13 protein-coding genes are annotated in these 13844 nt (G+C 72.2%); 6 read left to right on the forward strand and 7 right to left on the reverse strand.

The genetic code is table 11. The features are described 5' to 3' along the window. The first annotated feature begins 94 nt into the window (after positions 1-94). Complete coding sequence (locus MY520_RS16915; protein ID WP_436693721.1) at positions 95-409, forward strand: hypothetical protein; 315 nt, start codon at positions 95-97, stop codon at positions 407-409. Positions 410-720: 311 nt separating this feature from the next. Here MY520_RS16915 and MY520_RS16920 read toward each other — a convergent pair whose 3' ends face one another. Both MY520_RS16920 and MY520_RS16925 read right to left on the reverse strand, forming a co-directional pair. Next, positions 721-1365 (reverse strand): dihydrofolate reductase family protein, encoded by a 645-nt coding sequence (locus MY520_RS16920; RefSeq protein ID WP_436693722.1) that lies wholly within the window; start codon positions 1363-1365, stop codon positions 721-723. A gap of 183 nt (positions 1366-1548) precedes the next feature. After that, positions 1549-1695 (reverse strand): hypothetical protein, encoded by a 147-nt coding sequence (locus MY520_RS16925; RefSeq protein ID WP_436693723.1) that lies wholly within the window; start codon positions 1693-1695, stop codon positions 1549-1551. Positions 1696-2287: 592 nt separating this feature from the next. Between MY520_RS16925 and MY520_RS16930 the strand changes: the two genes are divergently transcribed. Then, positions 2288-2740: a hypothetical protein gene (locus MY520_RS16930; RefSeq protein WP_436693724.1), complete on the forward strand. Its 453-nt coding sequence runs from the start codon at positions 2288-2290 to the stop codon at positions 2738-2740. 41 nt (positions 2741-2781) lie between these two features. Here the strand turns inward: MY520_RS16930 and MY520_RS16935 are convergent, their stop codons facing one another. After that, positions 2782-3267 (reverse strand): hypothetical protein, encoded by a 486-nt coding sequence (locus MY520_RS16935; RefSeq protein ID WP_436693725.1) that lies wholly within the window; start codon positions 3265-3267, stop codon positions 2782-2784. A gap of 397 nt (positions 3268-3664) precedes the next feature. Here MY520_RS16935 and MY520_RS16940 point away from each other — a divergent pair, with 397 nt between their 5' ends. Continuing rightward, a complete protein-coding gene (locus tag MY520_RS16940; RefSeq protein ID WP_436693726.1) occupies positions 3665-4519 on the forward strand; it encodes a hypothetical protein in 855 nt (284 codons plus the stop codon). A 237-nt stretch (positions 4520-4756) separates the two neighbouring features. On the opposite strand, the gene MY520_RS16945 is transcribed toward MY520_RS16940, so the two are convergent. Next, a complete protein-coding gene (locus MY520_RS16945; RefSeq protein WP_436693727.1) occupies positions 4757-4891 on the reverse strand; it encodes a hypothetical protein in 135 nt (44 codons plus the stop codon). A 748-nt stretch (positions 4892-5639) separates the two neighbouring features. Here MY520_RS16945 and MY520_RS16950 point away from each other — a divergent pair. Next, a complete protein-coding gene (locus MY520_RS16950) occupies positions 5640-6089 on the forward strand; it encodes a hypothetical protein (RefSeq protein WP_436693728.1) in 450 nt (149 codons plus the stop codon). A gap of 123 nt (positions 6090-6212) precedes the next feature. Here MY520_RS16950 and MY520_RS16955 read toward each other — a convergent pair whose 3' ends face one another. Continuing rightward, positions 6213-7562 carry a S8 family peptidase gene (locus MY520_RS16955; protein ID WP_436693729.1) on the reverse strand — a complete coding sequence of 450 codons (1350 nt, stop codon included), beginning with the start codon at positions 7560-7562 and terminating at the stop codon, positions 6213-6215. A gap of 126 nt (positions 7563-7688) precedes the next feature. On the opposite strand from MY520_RS16955, the gene MY520_RS16960 reads away from it, so the two are divergent. Continuing rightward, entirely contained in the window at positions 7689-10373 is a 2685-nt protein-coding gene (locus MY520_RS16960) for a CHAT domain-containing protein (protein WP_436693730.1), read from the forward strand. Positions 10374-10399: 26 nt separating this feature from the next. Here the strand turns inward: MY520_RS16960 and MY520_RS16965 are convergent, their stop codons facing one another. Both MY520_RS16965 and MY520_RS16970 read right to left on the reverse strand, forming a co-directional pair. Continuing rightward, positions 10400-10975, reverse strand: a complete 576-nt coding sequence (locus tag MY520_RS16965) for an RNA polymerase sigma factor (protein ID WP_436693731.1) — start codon at positions 10973-10975, stop codon at positions 10400-10402. 191 nt (positions 10976-11166) lie between these two features. Beyond that, positions 11167-11460, reverse strand: coding sequence for a hypothetical protein (locus MY520_RS16970; protein ID WP_436693732.1), 294 nt, complete (start codon positions 11458-11460; stop codon positions 11167-11169). Positions 11461-12019: 559 nt separating this feature from the next. Here MY520_RS16970 and MY520_RS16975 point away from each other — a divergent pair. Next, complete coding sequence (locus MY520_RS16975) at positions 12020-13561, forward strand: substrate-binding domain-containing protein (RefSeq protein WP_436693762.1); 1542 nt, start codon at positions 12020-12022, stop codon at positions 13559-13561. The last annotated feature ends 283 nt before the right edge of the window (positions 13562-13844 follow it).

The following is a 13844-nucleotide window of genomic DNA, read 5'->3' on the forward strand; positions in this document are numbered from 1 at the left end:
CCGTAACGCCGAGCGCGCCGTGCCTGCTCCCGGCCGCAGCTCGACCGGATCGCGGGAACGTGCGGCGACCGTGGGCTGGACAGATGCTCTCTCGATGGAGCCAGCGCCGCAGGCGGCGCCCGAGGTCGTGGGACTGCCTCCCGATGACGCCGCGCGCGTCTGCCTCGCGCTGAGCCTCGACGTCAGCATCGACAACCAGTGGCAGGTGGACTGGTGGGGATGGGAGTCGCCCACGGCGCGGGTCGTCGAGCAGTGGCCCCATCCAGGCAGTCCCACGACCGCGGTCCGGGTCCGGGTCGGGTTCGGCGGCGGGGCTGACGGCGCCGGCGTGCGGGAGCCGCGGCGGCCCTCGCCGCCCGTGCGGTCACGCGGCGCCGAACCGGACGACCACGGGGACGCCGACACCTGAACTGGAGACGTCCTCAGCGGGTCTGCGGTGCATGGATGGATGTCGGGTCCTGGCACCGGCGCCGGGCGGTCGACTGTTCGGGGGGGCTCTCGGCCGTCGGGGCGCACACGAGGGGCAGGTGGCGGTGGCGTTCCCCGCGGGATCGCCGTTCAGCCGGACACCTCGACCACGTTCCCCCGGGATCGTCCCGTCACCCTCACGTCCACCACGAGTGGGTGACGCCGCGGCTCCGGCGAGGAGCGTGGCGTTGACGCCAACCGGTCCGGGGGATCCACCGCCGACGACACGGACCCGCATGGCGCAGCGTGGCGTCAATCGTCGCGCCGGGCGCCGCGATCGGGTGTGCTCATGTCCCCTGTCCGGGGCGTGCCATCGGCGAGCCCGTAGCGCAGGTACACGGTGCCCTTCGGACCGGCTACGGGCGGTTCGAGGAGCGTGACGGTCGTGGGCACCGCGCCACCGTCGAACACCTTCTTCCCGACGCCGAGCACGACCGGGTGCACCCATAGGTCGAGACGGTCGAAGAGCTTCTCGCGCAGGAGGGTCTGCACCAGGTTCAGGCTCCCGACGACCTTCACGTGCTCGTGCCGGTCACGGATCTCGCGCACGGCGCCGATCAGATCCGGGCCGAGCTGCGTGGCACCGGCCCACGAGAGGTCGGGCGTGCCGCGGGAGGCCACGTACTTCGGGACGCTGTTGAAGAGCGTTGCGATCTCGTTGTCCTGGCCGCCCTCCTGGTACGGCCAGTAGGCGGCGAAGATGTCGTACGTGCGGCGGCCGAGCAGGAGGGCGTCCGTGCCCTGGTACGCGGCACCGACCTGCGCCCCGGCGACCTCGTCCAGCAGGGGCGCCTGCCAGCCGCCGAACGGGAACCCCTCCGGGTCCTCGTCGGGGCTGCCGGGCGACTGCCCGACGAGGTCGAGGGTCGCGAACAGCTCGATGTGGATGAGGCCCATGTCCTGCTCCCGATGAGGAGTCGTCTCGGTCGGGAGGTAGACCTGTGCGCGCCGCCAGACTCAGCGCTGCGCCGGCGCCCCACGCCGCCCTCACGCCGAGCGGCTGCCCCATGGCGGCCGCGTCTCTCGCGGGATCCCGCCACGTCCCTGGACACACCGTCTCGGGGGGTCTGCGCGGACGGTCTACCGGGCAGTCGTCGTTGCGCCGCCCATCGCGCCGGCCAGGGCCACTCCCGCGACGAGCGGCGCCACACCGAGGAAGCCGACGACGTCCAGGAGGCCTGCGATGACGGCGAGCGAGACCCCGTCGGACCGGCCGGCAGTGCCCACGACAGCGCGAACAGCGGCAGGGGGACCACACCGGTGCCCAGCGCTGCGGCCCGCCCGCTCGGCGTCCGCGACCACCCAACAGCCAGCCGGCAAGGCAGGCCGGGGTGAACGTGAACAGTCAGTGGCAGATCGGGATGATGGCGCCGAAGTCGCGGTTCGACAGCGCCGCCGCGCGTAGAGGGCGTTCCACACCAGCGCCGCGGCGGCGACCACGACGAGAGCCGGCCACGTCCAGAAGACCGGGTTCCGAGACTCCAGACCCGTCTCCCGCCGCAGCAGGACCACGGCGGTTGCGGAACCGATCAGGGCCGGGGAGAGCAGGAATGCCACAGCGGCCCGGGCACGTCGGCCACCAGCCACGTGGACGACGGCACCCACGCCGGCCGCGGCGGGCCCGCACGAGCCGGCTCCGGCGGCGGTGTCGGTGCGGCGGGGTACACGCCCAGCACTGTGTCCGTGCGACATCGCGGCGTCGAGGTCAGGTCCCCGAACAGGTGACCGGTGCTCGAGCGGCCCGATCCCTCTGAGCAGTGTCAGCCTGACGTTGGCGCGAGAGGCGGACGCCTGCCGCGAGGGGAGGAAGTGGTCGGCGATGATCACGGACCCGACGCTCATCCGGATCGGGCAGGTGGTGCAACTCAGCCACTCGGGCGAGCGCGAGGCCGCTCGCCACCAGTTCGCAGAGATCTGGGAGGAGATCGGCGGCGAGCGGGGGGACCCGCTGCACCGGTGCACGCTCGCCCACGCAATGGCCGATGTGCAGGACGACGTGCGCGACGAGCTGGTCTGGGACCGACGAGCCCTGGCTGCTGCCGACCTGATCACGGACGCGCGGGTGGTGCAGGCCGGCGTGACGCTTCCGGTAGCCGGCCTGTACCCGTCGTTGCACCTGAACCTGTGCGAGTGCTACCGAAAGCTGGGCGATCTCGTCCGTGCTCGCGAGCACCTCCAGCAGGCGCAGGCGACGATCGGCGTGCTCGGCGACGACGAGTACGGGCGCTTGATCAGGGACGGCCTGGAGCAGGTGGCCGAGCGGCTGCACTGAGGCGTCCTCGGCGCCGTGATCACCGAGCTCCACTGCGACGGTCAGAGCTCAGCGCTGGGACCGATCCGCCGGCTCGAGGGCATCCAGCACCTGTCCCCCTTGTCGGCCTGCTGCTGTTCGACCTCGGTCTCTCGCAGAACCCCGTCAGCGATCTGACGCCCCTGGCGGAGACGACCACCCTCACCAGCCGCGGTGTCGCCGCCGCACAGATCACCGACGACGGGCCGCTGGCGGGGCTGCCCGATCTCGACACGCTGCGGCTGGCGCAGAACGCGATCGTCGACCCCACGCCGCTCGGGATCATCCCGACGCTGCTGATCCTCGACGCTGTCGGCAATCAGATCGCCGACGTGCGCGGGCCGGCCGATGCGCCACTTCTCCAGGAGCTCCAGCTGGGGGCCAGCCCCCTGAACGACGTGACCGGCATCGAGTTGTTGCGTCGCCGGCGTGCACGTCAACCGCGTCGCCTGAACCCACCCGTCGGTGGGCCGTGCGAAGCCCTCCGGGTGCCGGCTGCGTTCCCGCATCGACGTGGACCCGGGCGCTCGCTACGCAGCGCGAGCAGAAGCTTGCGGAATGGCAACACGCGCTCGACGCCCGAGCGTTGGGGGAGCGCTCGGTGTTCGGGCGGTAGACGCCTGCCGGTGACCTGAGGACCCTCCCACTTCGGCGGCGGACGGTCCGCCGCCAGCTGCCCCGGCGGCGCCGGGCCGAGCCGGAACTCGAGAATGCGATCTGAGGTCTGGCGTACGCCTCCGGGGATGACATTCGTCGCCGCACATCTGCGATGCCTTGGCTGTCCCGCGACGGTGGAGAGGCCGCCCCATGCAGAGCTCGGAGCCCGCGCCCCCGCGACGATTGGGCTGGTCGGACGTGCCGGCGCACGTGCGCCGAGCGATCACGGACACGGTCGGAGCGCCGGTCGTGTCGATCCAGGCGCCCTCGGGCGGCTTCACTCCTGGCGTTGCGGCCCGTCTGCTCCTCGCCGATGGCCGCCGCTGTTTCGTGAAGGCAGCCAGCGCTGCGTACGGGGACTGGGTGCCGACCGCCTACCGCCATGAGGCGACGGTCAATGCGCACCTGCCGCCAGCGGTCCCCGCGCCGAGGATGTGGTCCCACATCGACGACGGGGACTGGGTCTGCCTCATCTTCGACGACGTGGCCGGTCGCTTTCCGTCGTTGTCCTGGGACGGTGAGGACCTGATCCGGGTACTGGACTCGATAGAGCGAAGCGTTCAGGCCCTGACGCCAAGCCCGATGAAGGACGCCGCCACCGTCCGTGATGCCTTCTCGGCAGTCCTCGGTGGCGCCTGGGAGCAGATCGAGGACGGGTCGGCGCTGGCCGACGCCGATCCTTGGGCCGCCGAGCACCTCTCAACACTGGCGTCGCTGGAGTCGCACTGGGCGGACGGCGTCGGCGGGGTCACGCTGTTACACCTGGACCTGCGTCGGGACAACATCCTGCTGACGCCGACCGAGGTCGTGTTCGTCGACTGGGCGTGGCCGGCCGTGGGGGCTCCCTGGCTGGACCTGGCGTGTTTCCTGCCCACCGTGGGCGCGCAGATGGTCCGATTCGACGCGAACGCCGTCTTCCTGTCCCGCGAGGTCGGTCGGACAGCACCGCCGGGAGCGGTCGACGCCTTCCTGGTGGCCCTCGCCGGCTACTGGCGGAGCAACTCGCTCAGGCCGGCTCCCTACTATGCGCCGTCGCTCCGGATGGAGCAGCGGTTGGCGGCTGACGGCGCCATGCGCTGGCTGCGGACGAGGCTTGGCGGATAGAGGGCGGAGCGTGTGGGCTGCCGTGTCGCGCGCCGCTCCGAGTTCCTCGTCCGCCCGGCCGAGGAGGTCCAGCGGCGAGTCGAGGTTCTGCGGGGGGTGGTTCACCAGGGTGTCCCGGCGTAGGAGCCCCTCGACGTCCACCAGCACGGGGCGAGCCGGGGCGGCCCCGCACAGCGGTGAACGGCACACCCACGTCTGGACGTCACCGCATCACGGCTGCCGACCAGCTGTGGTTCCTCAAGCCCGCTTCGACTGCTGCCAGGCCGCCGCGTTCCGTGCGGTGATCTGGACGGGGAGGTGCCACGCCGTGCACTCGGGGCAGGCGGCCATCCAGACGCGGGTGTGGCGGTAACAGGCTCGGTTGCGTGCCATGACGCGCTCGTCTCCCGGAGAGTGACGGCTGATGGGGGACCTGCGCCTGGAGGTCCCACCCAGCAGAACCCAGGGGGCCGGGCCTGATACCCGCATCCGTCCGTCCACGGCGGCCGGTGTCACGGCCGACACCGCCGGGTCCGGTCGGCGACCTGCCCCTCTGGTCGGGACCGGTGCGGTGGGACGGCGATGGGCGTGCGTCAGCCCGAACTCGTCCGGGGGTCGATCGTCCTGTGCGGTTCCTGACCTGGTGCCCGCCGCGCCGGCACGCACTCACGCAGGCTGACGTCGCTCCGGCCGCGTGGCCGGTATCCCTGGGCGGGCCGAGGGCTCCGTTGGAGGACGGATCGGACCGCTGGGGGGATCGGCGGTCCTGGCGAAGCGGTGTCGCAGGGTGCCGGATGCGGCATCGGGCCACGCCGCGGGGCGCAGGGAGGTCACGTGAGGTGACACAGCCGGCTGGCCGAGGACGACGTGTTGCTGGAGCAGCTGCGCGGCGCTCGGCGCGGCCGGTTCGCCGCGTTCGTCTCTGTGCCGGCACCGTCGCGGACACCGTCGGTCGTCGTCGGGCCGTCGTCGATCTGGACCTCGCGACCGCCGATCTCGAGGCGCACGTATTCCGGAGAGCGTTGGAACATCCTCTTGGGAAAGGCCCCATCGAGCAGGGAGCGGCAGCTCTGGCGATCCCGGTGTCGGTGGGTGCACCATGCAGCATCGGACGTCGACCCGAAGAAGGGAGGCCACCACAGTGACATCGCAGAACTCCGACGAGGACGACCTGCTGCTCGCGCAGCTGCGCACGGCCGTCCGGCAAGCAGGGACACCGACTCCCACGATGGTGGCCGCGGGTCAGGCTGCATTCTCGTGGCGAACGGTCGACGCGGAACTCGCCGCGCTCAGCCACGATTCGCTCGCGGATGAATCGGCACTCGTCCGGAGCAGCGCCGCACCACGCTCGCTCGTCTTCGAGGGTAGGGAACTGTCCGTAGAGCTCGACGAGACCGACGACGGTCTCGTCGGTCAGCTCGTCCCGCCCACCTCCGGAGAGGCGGCCCTCCTGGGGCCGGACGGGGAACTCGGGCAGGCGGAGATCGACGAGCTGGGCTGCTTCTGTTTCGAGACTTCGTCCGTGGGACTGGTCCGGCTGCGCTGCCGGACCTCGTCAGGGGTGCTCATGACGGACTGGTTCCGCCTCTGACGGTGGACCGCACGACCGAACCCCGATTGGTCACCCCCTGGTCGCGAACCCCTGAGCAGGGCGAGCGACCCCGGGCGACGGGACCGCGGTCCCTGCCTCCGTCGGCTGGACGGCGAGTGCGGCTCAGCGGAGCTGGAGGAACGGGGGACGAACGCCCGGCTGCCCGTCCTCGAGTTCGTCGAGGATCGCCCGCCACGCCTGTTGTGCGGACGATCGGCCCGGCACCGTCCTACGCGCGATCTCTCCGCTCACCAGTGCTGCGGAGAACGAGCTGCCGCTCCACTCGGCATACCCCTTGAACTCTTTGGGCCGAGGCTCTCCTGGTGTGTACGTCACGTTCACCTGCCCGTCGAGGTAGGTGCTGGAAACGTCCACTCCGTTCGAGAGCACGTCGATCCACGGGACATCGTCCGGAGTGAAGGCCGCGCGGATCCCGTCGTCCCTGGCCGCTCCCACCGCGACGACGTCATCCAGGGCGGCCGGCCATGACGGCTTACGCCGGTCGCCGATCGTGATGGCGGGGTGTTCGGCGTCCCCGGCCTCCCTCGTCGGGACGTCGCCGTGGTTGCCGGCGGCGGCCACGACGACGATCTCGGGATCCAAGCGGTCGATCGCCGTGGCGAGTACGAGCGGCGGCTGCCCGTCCTCGGTGAAACAGCCGAGTGACAGGTTGAGCACGTCCAACCCGGTGCGTCCGAGTTCGACGATCTTTCTCGCCACGTCCCAGGACGTAGCGGTGCCGCCGTCGTCCGACAGGACCTTGCGGAACTCGATCACGCAGCCCGGCGCCCTCTGCATGGCCAGCCCGGCCACGAAGGTGCCGTGTCCGGCCAGGGCCGGGTATCCGCCGTCTGGCTGTGGCCCGAGGAAGTCCTCGGCCGGCCCGACCAGACCCCCCGCGAGCCATGGATGGAGGAAGACCGACGTGTCCACCACACCGATCCGCACGCCTGGACCTGGCTCTGTCGGGCGGACCTCTGGCCTGGGCCGCCAGTCGGAGTCCGCGAGCGACGGCTCGGTCTCGGCGTGGGAGATGTTGCCGCCACCCTCCACATTCCCGACCAGCCGGTTCTTGCCGAGCGTCGGTGTCCATCTCTCGTACTTGGCGGCGAAGTGCGTGCGCAATGCCCACAGAAATCGGTCCATCCCAGGCGTCAGCGACTCCACGTACGCATCGACGCCGGCGTTTCCTGCGGCCTTCCTCACGAGGTCCGCGATCGCCGTGTCCTGTTCGGCCTCCCGTTTGAGTTCCGCCACGGCGATGGCCGCTGCCTTCTCGTCGTCGAAAAGGGGGATCAGACCCAGGCCGAGGTCCTGGCTCTCGTAGCGGCTCTTGTTCTCAGCGGTCGGAGCCTCGAAGCCGACGTCCCACGCGCGCAGGACTCGCAGCAGCTCTCCACGGTGTTCCAGGACGACGACGAGTTCAGACCTGTAGACGGCGTACCGGTCGCTCCAGCGCGGATCCGCGGCCATTGGTCCCCCCTGCCGATGGGACTGTTGCTGGGTCGGGAAAGTGTCGCGGTCGACGGGTACGAACGAACACCCGTGACACGCCATGACCCGTTGACTCGCCCCTCGCCGCGGGCGCACCGTCATGGGGTGAGTTCCGTGCGTGACGTCCGCACGACCCCTCGGACCGGCGTCGACACGGACCTGGAGGCGTCTGCGGTCAAGGCGCTGCAGTTGTCCCGGCTGCGGCCGACCGAGGCACGAGCGATCGGCGCCGCCATCCTGGAACCGGCCCGGCGCAGCGGTGCCTGGCAGGTCGTCAGCATGGCCGAGCGGGCGCTGGGCGTCGCCGCGATGAATCTCGGCCAGATCGAGGCGGCCCTGACCCATCTGCGGGCTTCCGTGGCGGCCGGACGGCGTGCCCGGTCCCGGCACCGGGTGGCTCAGGCGCGGATGAGCCTGGCCGCGGCCCTGGTCGTGCGTGGGCAGTCCGGTCAGGCCTTGCGCGAGATGGAGGCGGTGCTCCCGGATCTCGAGGGCGTCGAGGCGGCCCGGGCCCGCGTCCAGCGGGCGGCCATCCTGCAGGAGCTCGGTCGCGACGACGCCGCCCTGGATGAGGTGCGCCGTGCCCTGCCGGTGCTCCGGCAGGCCGGCGACGCCGAGTGGGCCGCCCGCGCGCTGTCGAACCGCAGTCTGATCCAGACCTCGCGACGTGCCTTCGCCGCTGCCGAGGCGGACCTGGTGGACGCACTCCGGCTCTGCGTCGAGCACGACCTGGACCTCCTGGGCGCCTTCGCCGAGCAGAACCTGGGCTGTGTGAAGGCGAAGCGCGGCGACGTGCCGGCGTCGCTGCGGCACTTCGACGCTGCCGACGAGCGTTACCGCCGGTTCGGGCTCGTCGAGGCGTCGTTGCTCGTCGACCGGGCGGAGGTGCTGCTGTCGGTGCGGCTGCTCGACGAGGCGCGGACGATCGCCGAGGCCGCGGTCGCCGCGTACCGGAACCAACAGCGTGAGGTCCGCCTGCCCGAAGCGCAGTTGCTCCTGTCGACCGTCGCGCTCGTGCAGGGGGATGCCGCCACGGCCTGTGACAGCGCGACTGCGGCGATCCAGGGTCTGCACCGGCTGGGGCGGACCAACCTCCTGGCACTCGCTCGGTTCGCTCGGCTACAGGCCCAGGTGGCCGCCGATCCCACCGGCACCAGTGCGGAGCGGGCCGCACGCGTGGCCGAGGCCCTGGAGGCGGCCAAGTGGAAGGTCCCGGCGCTGGAGGCGCGGGTCCTGGCCGGCCGGATCGCGCTGGACCAGGGCCGGCGGAGCGCGGCCCGGCGCCACCTGTCGATGGCCAGCCGTGCCCGGCACTCCGGCCCGGCCGACGCACGTGTCCGCGCCTGGTTGGCCGAGGCGCTGCTCCGCCGCGCGGACGGACGCAAGGCCGCCGCGCTGTCGGCGCTGCGGGCGGGGCTGCGCATCGTCGAGGACTACCAGGCCACCCTGGGGGCCACCGAGCTGCGCGCACACGTCAGCCTGCAGCGGGGATCGCTCGCCCGGTTGGGACTGCGGATGGCGATCGAGGACCAGGATCCGCGGCGGGTGATCTGGTGGGCTGAACGGGCGCGAGCCAGTGCCCTGCGGCTCCGCCCCGCCCAGCCACCCGAGCACCCGGAACTCGCCGGCAACCTGGCGGACCTCCGGTCGACCATGGCCGAGATCGAGGAGGCCCGCGGGGCCGGCCGTGCCGACGATGCGCTGGTCGCCCACCAGGTCCTCCTGGAGCGACGCATCCGCGACTGCTGCCGGACGCTCCAGGCCGGTGAGAGCGCCGAGCGCCGGCCGCTCCGGCACTCCGTGGCGGATCTCACCGGCCCCCTCGGCGACGCCGCCCTCGTGGAGTACGTCGAGCTGGAGGGTGATCTGCATGCCGTGACCGTCGCCGGGGGGCGCGCCCGGCTGCACTTCCTCGGCCGGGCCCAGACGGTGCGACAGGTGCTGACGCACGTGCCCTTTGCGCTGCACCGCCTGGTCAAGCCCCGGGCCGCTTCGACCGGTCGGGAGGCCGCGGCCACGGCCGTGCTCCAGCGTGCGGCCACGGCATTCGACGACCTGCTGCTGCGGCCGCTGCGACACGAGGTGGGGGATCGCCCGCTCGTCGTGGTTCCGACCGGAGCGTTGCAGTCACTGCCGTGGTCGGTGCTGGCGTCCTGCCATGGCCGGCCGGTGAGCGTCAACCCGTCGGCGACGATGTGGCACCAGGCGGTCAGCCGCCCCCGGCCTCCCGACGACGCTCCGGTCGTGGTCGTGGCCGGTCCCGGACTGCCGGGCGCGACGATCGAGGCCTCGACGATCGCCGCGCTGTACCCCGGGTCCGTCCTGCTGTCCGAAGAGGTGGCGACCGCCCCCACGTTGCTGGCGCGTATGAACGGAGCGGCCGTCCTGCACCTGGCCGCGCACGGCAACGTGCGCTCGGACAACCCGCTGTTCTCGTCGCTGACGCTGGCGGACGGTCCACTGACCGTGTACGAGCTGGAGCGCCTGGCCCAGGCACCGCACCACGTGGTGCTGGCCGCCTGTGACACCGGTCGGCCGCACATCGTCGCCGGTGAGGAACTCCTCGGCTTCGGCGCCGCCCTGCTCGGCGGCGGTACCGCGACGCTGGTCGCGCCGGTCGTGCCGGTCCCCGATGCCGCGACGGTGTCGTTGATGCGGTCGTACCACGAGAAGTTGCGGGCCGGTCACCCGCCGTCCGAGGCGCTGGCGGCCGCCCAGGCGGGGTTCGACGCCGAGGACCCCGCCGGCTGGGCTGCGGCCGCTGCGTTCGTGTGTCTCGGGGCCGGGTGAGGCGGCCGGTCCCGGCACCCGTGGACTCAGGCGTTCAGCAGCGCCTGCACCGCCTGGTAGGTACGGATCCGGGCCAGCGCGCGGGCCCGGGTGGGGCCGATGCTGCCGATGGGGATGCCCAGGCGGCGGCTGATCTCCTCGTACGACAGCGGCGGGTCCTCGATCAGCAGCAGGAGGAGAGCCCGCTGCCGTCCGGGCAGCTCGGCCAGGGCCATGAGGAGGGCCTCGTGCCGTTCGCTCTCCAGCAGGTTCGCCTCGACGGCAGGTGTACCGGTTCCCTCCGGCCACGCCTCCTCCCCGAGATCGGCAGGCACGACGTACCGGCGTCCTCTCAGCACGTGCAGACACTCGTTGCGCGCGGTGGTGACGATCCAGCCGGGCAGCGCCTCGGGTTGCCGGATGAGACGCAGGTTCTCGACCAGCCTCAACCACACCGTCTGGACGACGTCCTCAGCGTCGCTGCCCTGTAGGCGGTAGCGGCGGACGACCGAGAGCACCAGGAGCGAATACCGGTCGACGAGCGCGTTCCAGGATGCAGTGTCACCGTCGATGGCGGCCGCAACCAGCGAGGCGACGGGATTGTCTTCGTTGTCGTGATCCAACGGTCCACCCCCTCTCGACCGGGGCTGTGACAGTTCGGGCCAGCCTAGTGGCACGGATGCTGGGTTCGACGGTCGTGGCGACTCCGTTCGCACCGGGGTCGCCGGTCTCGAGAACGGCCATCGGCGATCGGGAGCGACACGCGGTTTGCCCGCCCGTGCCGCCGGAGTCGATTCGGTTCTGCCGGACGGGCCTACGGCACGTTCGCCGGGGTCATCCGTCCCTGACAGCAGCGCGAGCCGGGCGTCCGCGGCCGGCCCTCCGACACCCGAACGGCACCGGACGCCGTCGGGCGGCAGAACTCATCGAGGTCCCGCTCCAGGTCCGCTTGGAGACTTCTCACCAGTGCGGACCGTTCGGCCTTCGCCCGTGCCAATTCCGATTCGATGTCCGCGACGACATCGGCGAGCACGTGGAGGTACTCGCTCTTCTCCTCCGCATTCAGGTCGTCGAACGGGGTGGACTGCAGGGACAGCGCTTCGTTCATGAGAGTCCTCGATTCGATCGCGGACGACGGTGTGGACCGCCTTCCTGCTGCCTGGGGAGCCTGGACGCCGTGCGGGGGCGTACCCGTGCCCGCCCACCTGCCCGGGACGAGTGCGCCCCGGTGCTCTAGAGGAGGCCGCGTCCCCCTGGCAGATACGCCGGAACCGCCGGAGGGCGACCGGCCGTGCCACCTCTCCCCGTGCACGGCGGCCGGGGCCGGTCCGTTCGGCGAAGGTGCCCGAGCTCCCGACAGGACGGAGGGCTATCGAGCCCTTCCGCCGGTCCAGAGCACACGACGTATCTGGGATCCCGACCACGGCTCAGATCCGTGAGGCGGCCGACCACGAGGCCGTGCCGCCCGGCCCCGGCAGTCGATCCACCAGGAGTTCGCCGTGCCGTCACGAGCCCGTCACGCGCTCATCGTCCCGCGTCGCCGGCCGCGCACCCGCGTCCTGCTGGTCGCCGTCACCGTCGCCGTCGCTGCGCTGGGCGGTGGGGGAGCGATTGCTCAGACGGCCCGCACGCCGGCCGGTTGCGACGACGCGCGCCCACCCCTGGACGTGGTTGCGTCGCCGGACATCGCGCCCGTCATCCTGGCGGTGGCCGAGTCCGTCGATGACCTCAGGGACTCGAACGGGTGCATCCGAGCGCGTGTGCGGGCCGAGGAGGATCCCGACGTCCTGAGTGCGCTGGTCCAGGAAGGGGCGAAGCCCCCCGACGTCTGGATCCCGACGTCCTCCCTGTGGGTGGAACGCGCCGCCGCGAGTCACCTCCTCGAGCCTGCACAGCACCCCAGCATCGCGTCCAGTCCGCTGGTCCTGGCGGTGTCGTCGTCTCTCCACGACGCGCTGGCCGGTGCCGACGGCACGCTCGGTTGGGACGCCCTGGTCAGCGCCGCATCAGGTCGCCAGGTGGTGCTGGACGTCTCGCAGGGGCCGACAGCTCCCGCCACGGTCGGGCTCCTCCTGGCGCTGAGAGCGACCGCCGACCGGGGGCCGGATGGCCGGGCGACGGTGACGGACCTCCTGCGGGGGCTGCGCACGGACGGGACGGCTACGGGAGGCGCGCCGGTCGGAGCGGACGTCGCCGTGCCCGTCAGCGAGCAGGCGGTGTGGGCCCAGCACGAGGACGATCCCCGGCCGGGCGACGCTCGCCCGGGCCTTCCACCCGAGCCGGTCGCCGTCTACCCGTCTCCGGCGGCGACTCCGTTCGACCATCCCTTCGTCGACCTCACAGCCGGGGGGACGACCGCATCGGACGCCGGACGGCTGCTCGCCGCGCTGCAGGCTGTCGGCGGCCGGCATCGACTCCGCGAGGCCGGCTTCCGCGGGGCGGACGGCGTCGGCGGCGGCCTGACCGCCGACCACGGGATCGATGGTTCCCAGCCGGGCACGGTGGCCGTCCCGGACGTCGCGACGGCGGACGAGGCGGGGCGGGTGCTCGAGGTCCTGCGGCGGGACTCTCGTCTGCTCGCCGTCGTCGATGTCTCCGGGTCCATGGCCGCCGTCGTCCCGGAGGCGGGGGGAAGCACCCGGATCGAGCTCTCGATGCGCGCCGCGGCCGCGGGCCTCGCCCTGTTCCCCGACTCCAGCCAGATCGGGCTCTGGGCGTTCTCCGAGGACGTCAGCGCCATCTCCGACTACCGGGAGGTGCTCCCGATCACACCGCTCGCCGGTACCGAACCGAACGGGCGCGAGCTGCTCGCCCGGGCCCTGGGGGAGTTGGAGCCGGTCACGAACGGCGGCACCGGCCTGTACGACACCACGCTCGCTGCCGTGCGCGCGGTCCGCGCCGGTTGGGACCCCGGGCGGGTCAATGCGGTCGTGATCCTGACCGACGGGGAGGACACCGACGACGACGGCATCGGGCTGGATCAGCTGCTGGCCACACTCCGCGCCGAGCAGTCCGACGGACGGGCGGTGCCGGTGATGACGATCGCCTACGGGGCAGAGAGCGGGATCGACGCGCTCGCCGCCATCAGCCAGGCCACTGGTGGCGCCGCCTACCGGGCGACGAGCCCGGATGAGATCCGCCAGATCTTCCTCGACGCGGTCGGCCAGCGGGCCTGCCGGCCGAACTGCGTCCCCATGACCGACGGCTGAACCCGTCGAGGACGGTCGCGTCGCGCCCGTGCGCCGCGGTCGGTGTCTCGGGGACATCGACCGCGGCGCTGCAGGCCCGACGAGACACCGCGTGGATCGGAGAGCGGAGACCATGACGAGCCCCCCGGCACGCCGGGTCCGGGAGATCACCGACCACCGGCGGGCGGCCCCCGCCATGACATCGCCGCGCCGCATCGGGTCGCCTGATCCGGCGGCGGCAACCCCGACCGGACGGTCCGGCGTCTCGTCACCGGCCCCGGCCGACTGCAGCTCCGCCTCGGGT

It is taken from the genome of Geodermatophilus sp. CPCC 205506, assembly GCF_051383635.1.
In the GTDB taxonomy this organism is placed as follows: domain Bacteria; phylum Actinomycetota; class Actinomycetes; order Mycobacteriales; family Geodermatophilaceae; genus Geodermatophilus.

Coding starts and splice junctions, on each gene's coding strand:
- MY520_RS16915 (WP_436693721.1), top strand. CDS start 95: ATGGAGCCAGCGCCGCAGGCGGCGCCCGAGGTCGTGGGACTGCCTCCC.
- MY520_RS16920 (WP_436693722.1), bottom strand. CDS start 1,365: ATGGGCCTCATCCACATCGAGCTGTTCGCGACCCTCGACCTCGTCGGG.
- MY520_RS16930 (WP_436693724.1), top strand. CDS start 2,288: ATGATCACGGACCCGACGCTCATCCGGATCGGGCAGGTGGTGCAACTC.
- MY520_RS16935 (WP_436693725.1), bottom strand. CDS start 3,267: ATGCGGGAACGCAGCCGGCACCCGGAGGGCTTCGCACGGCCCACCGAC.
- MY520_RS16945 (WP_436693727.1), bottom strand. CDS start 4,891: ATGGCACGCAACCGAGCCTGTTACCGCCACACCCGCGTCTGGATGGCC.
- MY520_RS16955 (WP_436693729.1), bottom strand. CDS start 7,562: ATGGCCGCGGATCCGCGCTGGAGCGACCGGTACGCCGTCTACAGGTCT.
- MY520_RS16970 (WP_436693732.1), bottom strand. CDS start 11,460: ATGAACGAAGCGCTGTCCCTGCAGTCCACCCCGTTCGACGACCTGAAT.